The organism is Phocaeicola dorei, from assembly GCF_013009555.1.
GTDB classification, from domain to species: Bacteria; Bacteroidota; Bacteroidia; order Bacteroidales; family Bacteroidaceae; genus Phocaeicola; species Phocaeicola dorei.
Genome location: NZ_CP046176.1, coordinates 2,942,468 through 2,958,874, shown reverse-complemented (window position 1 = coordinate 2,958,874; position 16,407 = coordinate 2,942,468). Strand labels below are relative to the sequence as shown.

At 45.2% G+C, this 16,407-nt stretch carries 13 protein-coding genes; 9 read left to right on the top strand and 4 right to left on the bottom strand.

Annotated elements, in window-relative coordinates:
• The first annotated feature begins 28 nt into the window (after window positions 1-28).
• From GKD17_RS12395 to GKD17_RS12360, 8 genes are all read left to right on the top strand, one after another.
• On the top strand, window positions 29-1,123 hold the full coding sequence (locus GKD17_RS12395) for a polysaccharide pyruvyl transferase family protein (protein ID WP_235778235.1): 1,095 nt from the start codon (window positions 29-31) through the stop codon (window positions 1,121-1,123).
• Between the two features lie 101 nt (window positions 1,124-1,224).
• Window positions 1,225-2,403 (top strand): glycosyltransferase, encoded by a 1,179-nt coding sequence (locus tag GKD17_RS12390; RefSeq protein ID WP_007835105.1) that lies wholly within the window; start codon window positions 1,225-1,227, stop codon window positions 2,401-2,403.
• Window positions 2,404-2,419: 16 nt separating this feature from the next.
• Complete coding sequence (locus GKD17_RS12385) at window positions 2,420-3,493, top strand: radical SAM protein (protein WP_032936300.1); 1,074 nt, start codon at window positions 2,420-2,422, stop codon at window positions 3,491-3,493.
• Window positions 3,494-3,672: 179 nt separating this feature from the next.
• Entirely contained in the window at window positions 3,673-4,893 is a 1,221-nt protein-coding gene (locus GKD17_RS12380; RefSeq protein WP_007835107.1) for an AAA family ATPase, read from the top strand.
• Window positions 4,894-4,896: 3 nt separating this feature from the next.
• Entirely contained in the window at window positions 4,897-5,532 is a 636-nt protein-coding gene (locus GKD17_RS12375) for an RloB family protein (protein WP_005852674.1), read from the top strand.
• 184 nt (window positions 5,533-5,716) lie between these two features.
• Window positions 5,717-6,805, top strand: coding sequence for a glycosyltransferase family 4 protein (locus GKD17_RS12370; RefSeq protein ID WP_007835111.1), 1,089 nt, complete (start codon window positions 5,717-5,719; stop codon window positions 6,803-6,805).
• 11 nt (window positions 6,806-6,816) lie between these two features.
• Window positions 6,817-7,626, top strand: coding sequence for a YjbH domain-containing protein (locus GKD17_RS12365; protein WP_007835117.1), 810 nt, complete (start codon window positions 6,817-6,819; stop codon window positions 7,624-7,626).
• A 10-nt stretch (window positions 7,627-7,636) separates the two neighbouring features.
• The gene (locus GKD17_RS12360) at window positions 7,637-10,000 is read left to right on the top strand and encodes a DEAD/DEAH box helicase (protein WP_170272831.1); all 2,364 of its coding nucleotides are present in this window, start codon (window positions 7,637-7,639) and stop codon (window positions 9,998-10,000) included.
• A 115-nt stretch (window positions 10,001-10,115) separates the two neighbouring features.
• Here GKD17_RS12360 and GKD17_RS12355 read toward each other — a convergent pair whose 3' ends face one another.
• The 4 genes from GKD17_RS12355 to dnaB all read right to left on the bottom strand — a co-directional run bounded on the left by GKD17_RS12355 (window position 10,116) and on the right by dnaB (window position 15,309).
• The gene (locus tag GKD17_RS12355; RefSeq protein WP_007835123.1) at window positions 10,116-10,361 is read right to left on the bottom strand and encodes a TIGR03905 family TSCPD domain-containing protein; all 246 of its coding nucleotides are present in this window, start codon (window positions 10,359-10,361) and stop codon (window positions 10,116-10,118) included.
• Window position 10,362: 1 nt separating this feature from the next.
• Window positions 10,363-11,103 (bottom strand): YebC/PmpR family DNA-binding transcriptional regulator, encoded by a 741-nt coding sequence (locus GKD17_RS12350; protein WP_005839937.1) that lies wholly within the window; start codon window positions 11,101-11,103, stop codon window positions 10,363-10,365.
• Between the two features lie 33 nt (window positions 11,104-11,136).
• The gene (gene pheT, locus GKD17_RS12345) at window positions 11,137-13,599 is read right to left on the bottom strand and encodes a phenylalanine--tRNA ligase subunit beta (RefSeq protein WP_007835125.1); all 2,463 of its coding nucleotides are present in this window, start codon (window positions 13,597-13,599) and stop codon (window positions 11,137-11,139) included.
• Window positions 13,600-13,752: 153 nt separating this feature from the next.
• Window positions 13,753-15,309 (bottom strand): replicative DNA helicase, encoded by a 1,557-nt coding sequence (gene dnaB / locus GKD17_RS12340; RefSeq protein WP_032936175.1) that lies wholly within the window; start codon window positions 15,307-15,309, stop codon window positions 13,753-13,755.
• Window positions 15,310-15,570: 261 nt separating this feature from the next.
• On the opposite strand from dnaB, the gene ispE reads away from it, so the two are divergent.
• Complete coding sequence (gene ispE / locus GKD17_RS12335) at window positions 15,571-16,398, top strand: 4-(cytidine 5'-diphospho)-2-C-methyl-D-erythritol kinase (protein ID WP_007835127.1); 828 nt, start codon at window positions 15,571-15,573, stop codon at window positions 16,396-16,398.
• Window positions 16,399-16,407: the final 9 nt, after the last annotated feature.

Sequence of the window (16,407 nt, the reverse complement as noted above, 5' to 3'; positions counted from 1 at the left end):
TTCATTCTTTTTAACGATGCAAATTAAAGTGATTACCAGACATACGCCCAATAATTACGGTTCGTTGTTGCAGTCCATTGCAACCCTCCGGGTGATTGAATCTTTGGGACATCAGTGTGAGATTATTGATTATTGGAAACGCGATGAGGTGGGACTGCAAGGAATTCTCACATCGCTGCAAGGAAAATCATTATGGAAAAACAGTTTGTTTAAACGTATGGCATACGTGGCTTTGCGGTATCCGGGTGAGAAAATAGCGGCGTTACGTTTCGATAAAATGCGTAGGCGGTATCTAAAGCTGACTCCCCGTTGCTATTCAATGGAGGAGTTGGAGTCGCTTCAAGCGGATGTGTTTATGACGGGTAGTGACCAGGTATGGGGACCGTTGCTGGATGGAGGATATGATGAAGCCTATTTTCTTTCTTTTGTAAAGGAAGGTATACGTAAGGTATCGTATGCAGGCAGCTTTGGCCGCACTGAGTTTTCGGACATTATTATTGCATCTTATAAGCGGTTACTGTCAAAATATGATGCGCTTACTGTACGTGAAAGCAGTGCCGTGAAGCTTTTGGAGGAGTGGGGGATTGACTGTGGAGGACAAGTACTGGATCCTACTTTATTGCTCGACTCCGGTCAGTGGAGTGAGTATATTGAAGAAGATGTGAAAAAAGAGTATGTATTGATTTATGAAATACATAACAATCCCCGGTTGGACGATTATGCCAAGCGTTTTGCCGCTCATGCCGGTCTGCCGTTAGTACGTGTGTCTCCTACGCTTCACCAGTTAGCCCGAGGGGGCAGATTGGTGTTTTGTCCGGAAATAGGTACATTCCTTTCGTATATCAAGAATGCCCGTTACATGCTTACCGACAGTTTTCATGGAACAGCTTTTGCCATCAACTTCAATACTCCATTTCTGGAAGTGCTGCCCAATAACAAGACCGGAGCACGAAATCAAAGTATACTTCAACTGACAGGACTGGAAGACCGAATTGTCACAGATTTTAACGACTTCTCATTGGTAGACCGGCAGATTGACTATGCTAAAGTGAATGAGATAATGCATAGAGAGCGGGAGAGATCGATGGAAAAACTGGCGGAGTTGTGCGAATGTCAGATGTGAGAATTGATCGATATTCTTTACCCTTAAAGTGTATAACAAAATAACTTAATCAGGCTTTGCAGCCTTGAAAATCTTGCAGGTCATATAATTAATGTTGATATATGAAAATCTTACTGGCTAATAAATTCTATTACCGCCGGGGCGGTGACTGTGTCCATACACTCAACTTGGAGCAACTGCTCAAAGCGCACGGTCACGAAGTGGCTGTGTTTGCCATGGACTACCCTGAAAATCTGGAAACTCAATGGAGCAAGTATTTTCCTTCTGAGGTGAAGTTCAAACTCGGAACGGGCATGATTGAAGCACTGATGAGACCGTTTGGCACGCGAGAGGTACAGCGGAAGTTCAATGCGCTGCTCGATGATTTCCATCCGGATGTGGTACATCTCAACAACATCCATTCGCAACTTTCGCCGGTCATTGCAGAGATGGCGCACGAAAGAGGTATAAAGGTGGTGTGGACCCTGCACGACTATAAATTGCTGTGCCCTCGATACGATTGTTTGCGAAATGGGGAAACGGTATGTGAATCCTGCTTTGCAGACAAGCACAAGGTGTTGGAATATAAATGCATGAAAAACTCGAAAGTAGCAAGTTTCCTCTCTTATGGTGAGGCAATGAAATGGCACCGGGAGCGCTTGGAGAACTGCACGGACGCTTTCGTCTGTCCTTCACAATTTATGCGCGACAAGATGAAGCAGGGGGGATTTGCTGCTGCAAAGTTGCACACATTGTGCAATTTTATCGATGTAGCCCCATGTGTGGCCGATGATTACAGTCAACGTGATGATTATTATTGCTTTATCGGCCGCCTTTCGCACGAGAAAGGTGCCAAGACTCTGATTGAAGCGGCCAATGCGTTGCCGCAACATAAACTGGTGGTAATTGGGGGAGGGCCTTTGGAAGACGAGTTGAAGTCTATGGCAGGCAAGCACATTGAGCTGGCAGGCTTTAAACAGTGGAGCGAAATCAAGCGCTTGGTGGGCAAAGCCCGTTTCTCGGTCATCCCATCGGAATGGTACGAGAACAATCCACTTTCGGTCATAGAAGCTCAGTGCCTGGGCACTCCGGTGCTGGGTGCCCGGATTGGAGGTATCCCTGAATTGATATCAGAGGAAACGGGCATGACTTTCGAAAGCCGCCATACGGCCGACTTAAAGGAAAAAATTGAAGCGATGTACGGTCGGACTTTCAACAATGCTAAGATTGCTGCCGCTTCACATAAGCGATATAATGCGGAAAGGTATTATAATGAAATAATCACAGTGTATAAAATGTAAAAATATTATAATGTTTATGGCTTATCAAAAAACTGTTCCTACTCCTACGGATGCAAGTATCATCCTGACTTATCGTTGTCCCATGAAGTGCAAGATGTGCAACATCTGGTTTAATCCCACCAACAAAAGCGAAGAGATAAAAGCGAGTGATTTGAGAACACTGCCTAAGTTGAAGTTTATCAACCTGACGGGTGGCGAACCTTTCGTCCGCGAGGATTTGGCGGAGATTGTGGAGGAATGCTACCGGCATACCGACCGTATTGTCATTTCGACCAGCGGATGGTTTGAGGATCGTGTGGTGGCGCTGGCAAAGAAGTTTCCAAATATCGGCATCCGCATCTCTATCGAGGGATTGAGTTGTAAGAACGATGAACTGCGTGGACATGCGGGTGGCTTCGACAAGGGACTTCGTACACTGCTGACATTGAAGGAAATGGGGCTGAAAGATATCGGTTTCGGTTGCACGGTGTCTAACAATAATTCTAAAGACATGCTTTCGCTCTACCAACTGAGCAAGAGCTTGGGGATGGAGTTCGCCACAGCTGCTTTTCATAATTCGTACTACTTCCACAAAGAAGACAATGTAATCACTAATAAAAATGAGGTGTGTGGTGACTTCAAGCAACTGATAGAATGGCAGCTGAAGGAGCGTCATCCGAAGAGCTGGTTCCGTGCCTGGTTCAATATGGGACTGATAAATTATATTGAAGGCGGTCGCCGTATGTTGCCTTGTGAGGCCGGTTCGGCTAACTTCTTCATTGATCCCTTTGGTGATGTATATCCTTGTAATGGGCTGGAAGAGAAGTATTGGAAGAAGTCGATGGGAAACATTCATGAAACTCCCGACTTTATGACTATATGGGAGAGTGAGCAGGCACAGGAGGTTCGCGCCATGGTGCGCCGTTGTCCCAAAAACTGCTGGATGGTGGGAACTGCCAGTCCTGTGATGCACAAGTATATTAAGTATCCGTTGAAGTGGGCGTTGGTTAATAAACTGAAGTCACTGCAAGGGAAAGATATTTGTCTAGAACCGAAATGGTGCGATGTAGGGCAAGACTCTTGTCAAGGTGATTTAAGGGAGAAATTCTGATGAAACTAGTAGTTACCGGCACCCGTGGTATCCCCGATATCATGGGTGGCGTAGAGACGCATTGCGAGGAACTGTTACATGTTATTAGACATAAAATAATATAATTCACTTGATAGTTATCCTTATATGAAAAATAAAAGCTATATTTGTGATAAAATCTCGAATGAAGCGATTAAAGTATGATTATTCAATTTACAATAGGAAATTTTCTATCTTTTAAAGAACAGTCTACATTGTCATTAGCGGCATCGGCTTTGAAAGAAATACAGGTTCCGGCTGAAGATATAATCTTTAGTGTAGGGACTGCCGGATTATTGTTAATGAAGAGTGCGGTTGTTTACGGTGCCAATGCATCCGGTAAATCCAATTTCATTAAAGCATTTGAGTTCTTCAAGTGGTATGTGATAAATTCATCGAAGGATATTCAGGCAGGGGAACGTGTCAATATAGAAAGTTTCCGGTTAAATTCGCTTACAGCAGGTGAACCAAGTTATTTTGAAGCCATATTCTGTGATGAGGATAATCAATATCGTTATGGTTTTGAAGCTGACAATTCATCGGTACATTCGGAATGGCTCTATCAAAAAGCTAATAAGAAAAGGGCTAAGGAGGTGGAATTATTCTACCGGGAAAAAGACAGTTTTGATATTCATACCAAGTTTGCCGTTGGTAAAGAGCTTGCAGGTAAACGAATGGTGAGAGCAAATGCACTATTACTTTCTGTTGCGGCACAATTCAATGATCCGACGGCAGTGGAGATCATGAAATGGTTGAACGATACCACTATTATTTCAGGTTCTAATGATGAGAAGATATGGAATACCGCCACCATCCAACTGGATGACATCACAATGAAACAGCGAATTGTGGAGTTTTCCCGTTATGCTGATTTAGGTATTGAAAATATTGAAAAAATTGATAATACTATTGTCAGTACGCATACACAATACGATGATGAAGGTAATGAAGTCAAAGCTGTTACCTTCCCATTCAGGAAAAATGAATCGGAAGGTACAATAAAGTATTTTTCTTTAGCATATCCCATTATTGATGCTTTGGATAATGGGAAGCGTCTGATTATAGATGAATTTGATTCCAAAATGCATCCACTTCTTACGTGTAGAATTATTACCTTGTTTAATTCAAAAGAAACAAATCCGAAAAATGCCCAATTGATTTTCACTACCCACGATACAAACTTGTTGAGTGCTAATATATTCCGACGAGATCAGATTTGGTTTACACAAAAAGACCGTTATGGAGCAACCGAACTTTATTCATTGGCAGAGTATAAAGTTCGTAATGATGCTTCGTTTGAAAAAGATTACCTGTCCGGAAAGTATGGAGCTATTCCAATTGTCGGAGATTTAACCCGTTTGTTTAATACGCAAGAAAAATAAACTATGGCGGCTACAAAAAGGAAAAATATGAATCCGCGTATCGAAAGAAAGATAACCCGTATCAGTGGTGTGCGTGAAGTGAAACAAACATTTCTGATTATTTGCGAGGGGGTTAATACTGAACCAGACTACTTTAATGCCTTCCGCTTGACTTCTGCCACTGTGAAAGCTATCGGTCAAGGCATGGGGACATTAGCATTAGTACAGAAAGCTATCAATATAAAAGAGCAGGAAAGGCAAAGAGGAAGGACATACAATCAGAATTGGGTGGTCTTTGACAAAGATGATTTTCCAGAAAATGACTTTAACTCCGCAATCCTGTCAGCTCGCCAGAATGGTTTTGAAGTGGCTTATAGCAACCAGGCTTTTGAATTTTGGTTCTTGCTTCACTTCAATCTGTATCAGGGGGCTTTGCATCGTTCCAGATATGAAAAAATGTTGAGTACTTTGCTCGGATTTGCTTATACAAAGAAGTCGGGCGTAAGCTCTAAAATGTTTAATGCTTTATTTCTTAAACAAGAACAAGCCATTAATCACGCTAAAACTATCATGAAACAATTTGATGGGAATAATCCGGCACAACAAGAGTCTTCTACTACTGTTTATAGGCTTGTAGAAGAATTGAATAATTTTTTATAGAAAGCCAAATAATTGGGGCGAAGTTGCCTTTGTCTGGTTGTTGAGGGATTTGGCGTGGTTTCTTAATAACTAATATTTACCGATAAAACTTATCTCCTCATTTCCTGTATCAGGAAATGAGGCTAAATGCATTGTGGCTGTCCTATTCGGATTGTAGCCTTCATTAATAATAATCTAAATTTTGATGAAACTAGTAGTTACCGGTACCCGTGGTATCCCCGATATCATGGGTGGCGTAGAGACGCATTGCGAGGAATTATTTCCGCGCATAGCAGCCAAAGGTGTGGACACCACTCTCATCCGCCGCAAAGATTATGTGAGAGATTCTCTCACCGAGTGGAAGGGGGTGAAGCTGGTGGATATCAGCGCACCGAAAAGGAAATCATACGAAGCGGTTGTCCATACGTTTCGGGCTGTAAACAAGGCGAAAAAGCTGGGAGCGGACGTGGTGCATATTCATGCCATCGGACCTGCGCTGTTAGTGCCATATGCAAAGATGCTCGGCATGAAGGTGGTGTTCACGCATCACGGGCCCGACTATGACCGTGACAAGTGGGGCTTTGCCGCCAAAAGTGTGCTGAAACTGGGGGAGCGGTTGGGGTGCAGGTTTGCAGATGATGTAATCGTCATATCTGAAGTAATTCAGGATCTGATTGCCCGGAAGTACCATCGACGTGAGAGGGTACATCTGATTTACAATGGTGTGCCGAAGCCTGAAATTTGCGACTATCCCGACTATTTTGAAGAACTGGGTATTGAGAAAGGAAAGTACATCCTTGGCATGTGTCGTTTTGTGCCGGAGAAAAACCTGCACCACCTGATAGAAGCTTTCAAGAAGTTGGAAGCTGGAGATTGTAAGTTAGTGCTGGCGGGCGATACGGATTTTGAAGATGAATATTCACTGGGGTTGAAGAAGATGGCGCAAGAGGCAGGCGTGGTGCTGACGGGATTCGTGAAGGGACGTAAGTTGCACTCGTTGCTGACAAATGCTCGCTGTTATTGCCTGCCTTCATCGCACGAAGGGTTGCCTATTGCATTATTGGAGGCTATGAGTTATCACTTGCCGGTGGTGGTGAGTAATATTCCTGCCAATCTGGAGGTAGGCCTTTCTTCTGACTGCTATTTTCATTGTGGAGATGTGGATGCTCTTGCCGCTCGATTGCAGAAGGTGATAGACGAGGATTATCATAGTGTGCAGTATGATATGGCTCCGTATGATTGGGACAAGATTGCAAAGCAGGTGATGGGAGTTTATGAGGGTTTGTTGAAATAAGAATAAAACGGATGATGATAAAAAAACTGATTTGTGCGGCGGCATTATTGATGGTAGCAGGTTTGCAGCATACGCAGGCACAATATGTATATGGCACCACGGGGCTTCTTCACGCCCCCAGCGCGGATATGCAGCGCGACAAGACTTTTCTGTGCGGGTTTTCCTATCTGCAAGTGGCGGCTACCCCGAAGCATTGGAATTATGACACGTGGAATTACTACATAAACATCACCCTCTTTCCGTGGCTGGAAGTGGGCTATACCTGTACGCTGCACAAAATAGGATTGCCCCAGTATGGTTATTCATATAAGTTCCGCAATCAGGACCGCCAGTTTTCCGCCCGGCTGCGTGTATGGAAGGAGGGATGGTGGAAGGAGTGGACACCGCAGATAGTGGTGGGGGCGAACGATCCGTCCACCAACGATGTGCTGGGCGACCCCGATAAGGACGATTATGGTTTTACGGGTACGTCTTCGGTGGGTAACGGACACTGGAACCGCTATTACATAGCTGCCACCAAGCACTTCGGGGTGAAGAATGTGGGGGAGTTGGGGATGCACTTCGGTTATGTCTATAACAAGCGGCTGGATTATCACCGGAACGGACCTGTGGCGGGGGTGAATTTTCAGTTTGCCCTGCCGGCTACCTCTTTTTGGATGAAGGCTGTGAATGGGCTGAATGTGATAGCGGAATACGATAGTTATTCGGTGAATTGTGGTATCGGGTATAACTTTTGGAAGGATTATATTAGTGGTGTGGTGGAACTGACCCAATGTAAGTATCCCAGTGCAGGGATGGTATTCAGGATACATCTGAAATAAGGGATGATACATGGCAAGGAACGATTGTCTTCGTGACTACCAGCAGGAGATGAAGCTCAGGCTCTTTGAAGAGTGGGAGCTTCACCGGAGTGTGATGGTACAAATGCCTACAGGCACGGGAAAGACACATCTGCTGGCTGCGGTGGTGAAAGAGTTTCTTTGTGGTGGCGGTGTCGGTATGCGGGTGTGGATAGTGGCACACCGCAGGGAGCTGGTAGAGCAGATAGAGGAAACCGTAGCCCGGTATGGAATGGGAAAAGAACCGGACAAGTCGGCAAAGAACGGAAGGACGGGGAAAGACAGTATGCCGGAAGAATCCGGGAGGGTGAGGGTATTTTCCATCCAGTGGTTGTCACGAAACCGGAAGATTATGGACGGACAGCCGGATTTGATCGTCATTGACGAGGCGCATCATGCCCTGGCGGAAACCTACCGGGAGCTTTGGAAGAGATATCCGGAGGCGAGGAAACTGGGCATGACTGCTACTCCCTGCCGGCTGAGCCGCAAGGGATTCACGGATTTGTTTGATACCCTGATTACCTCATGGAGCATTGCGGAATTTATCGGGAGGGGCTGGTTGTCGTCATTTGACTATGTGTCCATCCGTGCGAACAGCAGTGAACAGCGACTGATTGACTCGTTGAAGAAACGGGGTGCGGACGGGGATTATCAGGTAAAGGAAATGAATGCGGTGTTAAATCGGGAGACCGGTATCCGACAATTGTATGAGAGCGTCCGTCGATATGCCGCCGGGAAGAAAGGGATAGTCTATGCCGTGAGCATCGCACACGCCCGACAGATTGCGGCTTATTACAGCCTGCATGGCGTGGAGTCTGTTGCTATCGACAGCAGGACCCCCGCTCTGGAACGCAAGGAACTGGTAGAGGATTTCAGGCGGGGAAAGATCAGCGTGTTGGTCAATGTGGATATTTTTTCTGAAGGTTTTGACTGTCCCGATGTGGAGTTCGTGCAGCTGGCACGTCCCACGCTTTCGTTGGCGAAATACCTGCAACAGGTGGGCCGGGGGCTGCGGAAGTCGGATAATAAGGAATCATGTGTGCTGATAGATAATGTGGGATTGCACCGGATATTCGGTCTGCCTGTCCGTGACCGTGACTGGGAGGCGATGTTCGAAGGACGGATGGCGGGAAATGCTCAGCCCCGGACACGGATGGAGGACAACGGGCTGTCTGTGTCCGTTCCGCTGCCGGAGGATGGCAGGCGGAATGAAGAACTGGAGGTCGTGATGACACACGCCCGTCTGCTGGATGCTGTCCGGAACGGGGACTTGGTTCGTCTGGGAGAGGACGGTCCGGCCGATGGGGAGCAACGGACGGCCTTGAAAGCCTGTCGTGACCGGCAGAGTGGTTTGTGGGGCTTGAGGTGCGGGAACAAAATCACAGTGATTCCTCAATACCGGGAAGTATTTGATATTTGTGCAAACCGGGCTGCTGTCCGTTTTAAAGATGGCCGGACAGGGGTGGTGGATAAGTCCGGAGTCCTCATGGTGGTGACAGGCTGTTGCCGGAGATTGAGATTCCTGAAGGGAGAACTTCTTTCTGTCACCAAAGAGGATGGGAGTGACTGTTATACCGATTTGAAGACAAACAGAACTTATCAGGAGAGGCCGGTGGTTTTTTCATACGGCGGCATAGAGCTGCTGCGGGTGGGGGAGACTTTCCATAGCCGCACGCGGAAGGCGTATACCTCTATGCATGGTTTGCACAAAGACAGTCTTTGTTTTTATGGTTTCTACTTGAAGATACCGGATTACCGTGTTCCGAAGTCTTGCCGGCTAGTTGATCCTGTGTGGTCTGCTATATTTGATGTCTTCGCCTGCGTGCTGGAAGGGGATGATGAAGAGGTGTACTGGTGTTGTGGTTGTTTGGCGGACCGGAGCATTGTGGTGATGGACGGGGAAGGAAGCTATTATCGTGTGGAGAAAGGAAAGGGGAAGCGGTATATAGCTTGTAATGCTCCTAAGGCGGGCGAGGCGGATTTTGCCTCCGTGGTGGAAGGTCTGAGGAAGGAAGCCGGGCGGCGTGCGGAGAGCGTACAGCGGGAACGGCAACAGAATGAGGAAGAGAAAAGGCGGAAGAGGCTGGAGGAAATAAAAGATGTCCTTCCTTTCCGGATGGGGATGAAGTGGGGGCTGAAATGGGGAGATCGCATCGTAGTGCCTCCCTGCTACCGGAATATCTGTGTTCCCGTAGGCGGTTATTGTGCTTTTGAAGGGAATGCCTGCCAGTGGGGGGTGATGGCGCTGGATGGAAAAGTGGTGGTGGAGGCCAGATATCAGAAGGTGGAGATAGAAAAGGATGGAACGGTGCATCTGACCATCATTCCGGGTAAGGTAAAGACCATCAACCTTTGAAGGGCCTTGAAGAGAACAGAAAATGAAACGGAACAATGATCCGGAAGTAAGATAATATATTGAAAAAAAGAGAAGCTGTCTCAAACTTGAATTACAAGATAAGACAGCCTCTTTTTTATTGTTTCATTTCACGCAACGCCTTACATAATTGATCCGGACAGGAAGTAGAACGGTTTCCGCATCTTACACCTTCCAGTTTCTGTAAGACCTCTTCCACTTTCATTCCTTTCACCAATCGGCTGATACCTTGTAAGTTTCCATTGCATCCGCCCCAAAAGAAAACTTGTTGAATAACGTCATCTTCTACTTCCACTTCGATGTGGCTGCTGCAAGTGCCTTGCGTCTTATAGGTTATTTTCATTTTATTCTTCCTCTTCAGATGCAGGTTTCATGTTTGTATAAACGGTCTGAACATCATCAAATTCTTCCAGACGCTCTACCATCTTGTCTAGAGTTTCACGTTGTTCAGGAGTCACATCTTTTAAGTCATTGGGAATATATGTGAAATCACCACCCACTTCTTCGAAACCACATTCTTCCAAGTGTTTCTGAATTGCTGCGTAGCTCTTCGGATCACCATAGATGGTGATAGTTCCTTCTTCTTCATCTTCGTCGAACTCATCCTCTACATTATAGTCAATCAAATCCAGGATCAGTTCTTCCATATCCATTCCCTCTTTCTTCTTGAAAGTAAATACACATTTATGGTCGAACAAGAAAGCTAAGGAACCGGTAGTACCCAAGTTTCCACCGAATTTGTTGAATACTGAACGCACATCTGCTACGGTACGGGTAGTGTTGTCTGTCAATGTATCAACAAATACAGCTACTCCGTGAGGACCATATCCTTCGTAAGTCATACCTTTGTAGTCACTGGTATCTTTACCCATTGCATTCTTAATGGCGCGTTCAATGTTATCCTTCGGCATGTTTTCACGCTTACAAGTAGCGATCACACCACGTAGGGTCGGGTTATTTTCGGGTTCCGGACCACCTGCTTTTACAGCTATAGCGATTTGTTTACCCAGTCTTGTAAATGTTTTGGCCATGTGGCCCCATCTTTTCAGCTTTGTAGCTTTTCTATATTCAAATGCTCTTCCCATTGGATTGTAGTTTTATAATGGTTATTTTTATTATTATCTTAGTTTTGCACCTAGTTTGTTTTCTAGGTTAGCAATCAGTTTGGACATGATCTTGTCAATCTGTTTGTCGTTCAGTGTTGCGCTTTCATCCTGTAACAAGAAGCTCACTGCATAACTTTTTTTATCCGGTTCCAGATTCTTGCCTTCATAAACATCAAACAATTCTACTTCTTTCAGCAGTTTCTTTTCAGTCTCATAGGCTATTTTTTCGATTTCTGCAAACTGTATGTTCTTGTCAATCAACAAAGCCAAGTCACGTTTCACAGCCGGGAACTTGGAAAGTTCTTTAAAGTTGACTTTAGCCGACTTGATGGCTTTCATCAGTTCTTTCCAGTTGATTTCTGCATAATATACCTCATTGTCTATATCGAATGCTTTTTGAATCTTCTTGCTGATGATGCCGAAGGTGGCCAATAACTTGCCGCCACGTGTGTGTACGCTGATGGCTGTTGAATAGATATCGTTGGTCAGGTTACCGAATACCACGTTGCCGAAATTCAATCCCAAACGGGTAAAGATGTTCAGCACGTATGCTTTTAATTCGTAAACACTGCTGTTTTCATCGGGATGGGCCCATGAATTGCTGACGCGTTTGCCGGTTACCCACAATCCTAAATGATATTCTTCAGCATAAGCCGCAAGCACTTTTTCCGGGTTTTTCTTTTCTGCGTTATAAAAATAGCAGTTACCGAATTCAAAGAATTTCAAATCGGCGTTCTTGCGATTGGCATTGTGCTGGATGCTTTCCAAACCACCGAATAATAAAGTTTGACGCATCACGTTCAAATCGTTACTCAATGGGTTCATCAAGTAAACCAAATTTTCGTTCTTGTATGTTTCCAATCCTTCGTAATAGGAAGCGGCGGTCAGTGAATTGTTCAGTATTTCATTGAAACCACAACCTACCAGTTGCTCTGAAATCAGATTTTGTAATTTCTGGGAGTAATCCACTTCACCTTTGGTGGTCAGGCTGGATTTCAAGGTAGTAGGAATCTCCACATTATTATATCCGTAGATACGGAGAATGTCTTCTACTACATCGCAATCACGTTGCACATCCACACGATAGGGGGGAACTTGTAAAGTCAAGCCTCCGGGTGTTTCGTTCACAATCTTCATTTCAAGACTGGTGACAATGCTCTTTATGGTTTCCACTGGTATGGTTTTTCCTATCAGTGAGTGGACTTTCTCATAATTCAGCTCTACTGTAAAATCGGCTATCGGGGCAGGGTAGTTGTCTTTAATTTCAGAAGAAATAGTACCTCCTGCAAGTTCTTGAACCAGTAAAGCCGCTTCTTTCAATGCATAAATAGTTCCGTTGGGGTCAATACCACGTTCGAAACGGAAAGAAGAGTCTGTACTCAATCCATGGCGACGGGCTGTTTTACGTACCCAAGTCGGGTTGAAATAAGCGCTTTCCAAAAATACATCTACTGTCTGCTCGGTTGTTCCCGAATCCAGACCACCGAATACGCCGGCAATGCACATCGGTTCTTCTGTGTTGCATATCATCAGGTCCTTGTCGGATAATTTGCGTTCCACTTCGTCCAAAGTAACGAATGTAGTACCTTCGGCAACAGTCTTCACTACAATCTTACCACCTTTAATCTTATCTGCATCAAAACAGTGCAGGGGCTGGCCGTATGCGTGAAGGATGTAGTTGGTGATATCCACGATATTATTGATAGGACGTACTCCAATCAGGCGTAATTTGTTTTGCAGCCATTCGGGACTCTCTTTTACAGTTACCCCTTTTATGGAAACTCCGGCATAACGCGGACATGCTTCCGTATTCTCTACTTCAATGGCGATGTCCATATCATGGTTATCCACTTTAAACGCTTCTACAGACGGACGTTTTAAAGTGGCTTGTTTGCCGTTTTGAATCAGGTAGGCATACAGATCTCGGGCCACGCCGTAATGTGAGCAGGCGTCCGCACGGTTCGGGGTGATATCCACTTCCAGTACGTATTCGCTTTTGATATTGAAATAATCTTTAGCGGGAGTACCCGGAACAGCATCCGCCGGCAGTACGATGATACCTTCGTGGCTGTTTCCGATACCGATTTCGTCTTCGGCACAGATCATACCCATAGATTCAATTCCGCGGAGCTTTGATTTCTTGATGGTAAAACATTCTTCGCCATCGTATAGCTTGGTGCCCAATGTGGCAACCACCACTTTCTGTCCGGCAGCTACGTTAGCGGCTCCACAGACAATCTGTACCGGTTCGCCTTGTCCCAAATTCACAGTAGTAACATGCATGTGGTCTGAATTGGGATGAGGTTCGCAAGTCAGCACTTCGCCGATGACAATACCTTCCAGACCACCTTTAATTGTTTGGACTTCTTCTACGCCTCCGGTTTCCAAACCGATGGAAGTCAGCGCTTCGGCCACTTCATCCGGTGTCAAATCGAAGTTGACGTATTCTTTCAGCCAATTATAAGAGATATTCATATATGATATTTTTTATGTATTTCAAAATGACCTGCAAATTTAGTAATTATTTTCTTTTATCCTGTTATTTATCCATCACAGATTACTCAGATTAACACAGATTTTTCTTTGAGGGAAATAATCCGTGTTAATTCTGTGAGGGATAAATAAATGTCAGAACGGTAAAGGTCCTTCGGAAATAGGGGCTCCGAACGGATTATTGTCGGCAGGTGCGGCATCAGGAGATGGGGGAGGTACACTGTTGCCGCCACCGTTCATTTTGGAACGGATAATACCCGGTGCCTCACCCGGCATAGGCACGATAACATCATCGTCCGGATTCTGGAAGCGGGCGAATTCGCCACGGAAACGCAGCAGTACATCACCTACGGCACCGTTACGGTGCTTGGCGATAATGATTTCTGCCATACCGTGCAGGTCGTTCCCTTTTTCATCCGAGTAAATTTTATAGTATTCCGGGCGGTGGATAAAGCATACCATATCGGCATCCTGCTCAATAGCTCCGGATTCACGGAGGTCACTGAGCTGGGGACGTTTTCCGTCAATACCCTCACGACTTTCCACACCACGGTTCAGCTGGCTCAGTGCGATGATGGGGATGTTCAGTTCTTTGGCTAACCCCTTCAGTGAACGTGAAATGGTACTGACCTCTTCCTGACGGCTACCGAATGACATTCCGCTGGCATTCATTAACTGAAGGTAGTCAATGATAATGATTTTTACTCCATGCTCGCGTACAAGCCGTCGTGCTTTGGTGCGTAATTCAAAGACGGACAAGGATGGTGTGTCATCCACATACATCGGAGCATCGTATAATTCTTTTATTTTATAATCCAATTGTCCCCATTCATACGGAGCCAACTGGCCACTCTTGATTTTCTCACCCGGAATTTCGCACACGTTGACAATCATACGGTTGACCAACTGTACGTTGGACATTTCAAGAGAGAACAAAGCCACAGGGATTTTCGCATTTACCGCCATGTTCTTTGCCATGGAAAGCACAAAAGCCGTTTTACCCATAGCGGGGCGGGCGGCAATAATCACCAGGTCGGAATTTTGCCAGCCCGAGGTCATTTTGTCCAATGCATGGAAACCGCTTTCCAGACCACTCAGCCCGTCCGTTCGTGCCGCTGCTTTTTGAAGCATCTCATACGCTTCCTGAATGACAGGGTTGATTTGCGTATAATCCTTCTTCATGTTCTGTTGCGAGATTTCGAACAGTTTTCCTTCCGCTTCCTGCATCAGGTCGTCCACGTCTTGGGTTTCGTCGAAAGCCTTTGTCTGGATGTTGCTGGTAAAGGTAATCAGTTCGCGTGCAAGAAACTTCTGCGCGATGATACGTGCGTGATATTCTATGTGTGCGGAAGAGGCTACCTTGCCGCTTAGCTGTGTTATGTAAAAAGGACCGCCTGCATCTTCCAGTTCACCGGTGCTGCGTAATTGTTCGGCCACAGTCAAGATATCGACTGGTTGCTGGCGTAAAGCCAAAGAGGTAATAGCCGAATAAATAAGTTGGTGACGGCGTTCATAAAAAGATTCGGGACGAAGAATCTCACTTACTAATGAGTAAGCATCTTTTTCTATCATTAAGGCTCCCAATACAGCTTCCTCCAGCTCAGGTGCCTGGGGCTGTAAATGTCCGTATTCGTCAACAGGCTTTGCTTTCGAAGTTTTGGGAGTACGTGTCATTTTTCTCGTTTCTGCCATTGTCGTCTGTTTAAAGTAGGGCAAAGATAGAACTTTTTGCTGAGTTGGACACTCGTCCATTCCCAAAAATAATAAAAGAAATATGAACCTGAATCTACGGAGAAATGAACAATCTGGACAGTAAATGGTTTTTTTATATGGTAAAATGAAAAGTTTGTTCTATATTTGGCGCTCTGTCCGGATAAAAGATGGCGTGCATCTTTGTAGAACGGGCAACAATCTAACGAAACACACTAAAAATAACTATTTAAAGAACAGAATATGATTACATTTCCTAATGCAAAGATTAATTTGGGACTTAATATTGTAGAAAAGCGCCCGGATGGATACCACAATCTGGAAACCATATTTTATCCGATAAACCTGCAAGACGCTCTGGAAGTGACGCGGCGGGAAAACAATGACAAAGAATACACTTTACACATAAGCGGATCTCCTTTGGAGGGTGAACCCGAAGATAATCTGGTAGTAAAAGCCTATAAGTTATTAAAAAAAGACTATCCCGGACTGTTGCCGGTAGATATACACATGTACAAGCATATACCGGCGGGTGCCGGACTAGGTGGCGGATCATCAGATGCCGCTTGTATGATAAAGCTTCTGAATGATAAATTTTCATTGGGACTCAGTACGGAACGGATGGAGGAATATGCTGCAAAACTAGGGGCAGACTGTGCTTTTTTCATTCGGAACAAACCTGTTTTCGCTACCGGAATAGGGAATCTGTTCGAGCCTGTGGAATTGTCATTAAAGGGATACCACATAATTTTGATTAAACCTGATATCTTTGTGTCCACCCGGGATGCGTTTGCCGAAATAAAGCCTGTGCGTCCGGCTGTTTCTTTGAAAGAAATTGTAAAGCAACCTATAGAAACATGGAAAAGCAGTATGAAGAATGATTTTGAAGATAGTGTCTTCAAAAAGTTCCCTGAGATTGCTGCTATAAAAGATGAATTGTATGATTTGGGGGCAGTGTATGCTGCCATGAGTGGCTCTGGGTCTTCCGTCTATGGTATTTTCGAAGCACCGATAGAGAATGTGGAAGATAAATTCTGTGGATGTTTTTGCAGGCAGAGAGCGTTGGAATAGTGTGGCAGA

Coding starts and splice junctions, on each gene's coding strand:
- GKD17_RS12390 (WP_007835105.1), top strand. CDS start 1,225: ATGAAAATCTTACTGGCTAATAAATTCTATTACCGCCGGGGCGGTGAC.
- GKD17_RS12385 (WP_032936300.1), top strand. CDS start 2,420: ATGGCTTATCAAAAAACTGTTCCTACTCCTACGGATGCAAGTATCATC.
- GKD17_RS12380 (WP_007835107.1), top strand. CDS start 3,673: ATGATTATTCAATTTACAATAGGAAATTTTCTATCTTTTAAAGAACAG.
- GKD17_RS12375 (WP_005852674.1), top strand. CDS start 4,897: ATGGCGGCTACAAAAAGGAAAAATATGAATCCGCGTATCGAAAGAAAG.
- GKD17_RS12370 (WP_007835111.1), top strand. CDS start 5,717: ATGAAACTAGTAGTTACCGGTACCCGTGGTATCCCCGATATCATGGGT.
- GKD17_RS12365 (WP_007835117.1), top strand. CDS start 6,817: ATGATGATAAAAAAACTGATTTGTGCGGCGGCATTATTGATGGTAGCA.
- GKD17_RS12360 (WP_170272831.1), top strand. CDS start 7,637: ATGGCAAGGAACGATTGTCTTCGTGACTACCAGCAGGAGATGAAGCTC.
- GKD17_RS12355 (WP_007835123.1), bottom strand. CDS start 10,361: ATGAAAATAACCTATAAGACGCAAGGCACTTGCAGCAGCCACATCGAA.
- GKD17_RS12350 (WP_005839937.1), bottom strand. CDS start 11,103: ATGGGAAGAGCATTTGAATATAGAAAAGCTACAAAGCTGAAAAGATGG.
- pheT (WP_007835125.1), bottom strand. CDS start 13,599: ATGAATATCTCTTATAATTGGCTGAAAGAATACGTCAACTTCGATTTG.
- dnaB (WP_032936175.1), bottom strand. CDS start 15,309: ATGGCAGAAACGAGAAAAATGACACGTACTCCCAAAACTTCGAAAGCA.
- ispE (WP_007835127.1), top strand. CDS start 15,571: ATGATTACATTTCCTAATGCAAAGATTAATTTGGGACTTAATATTGTA.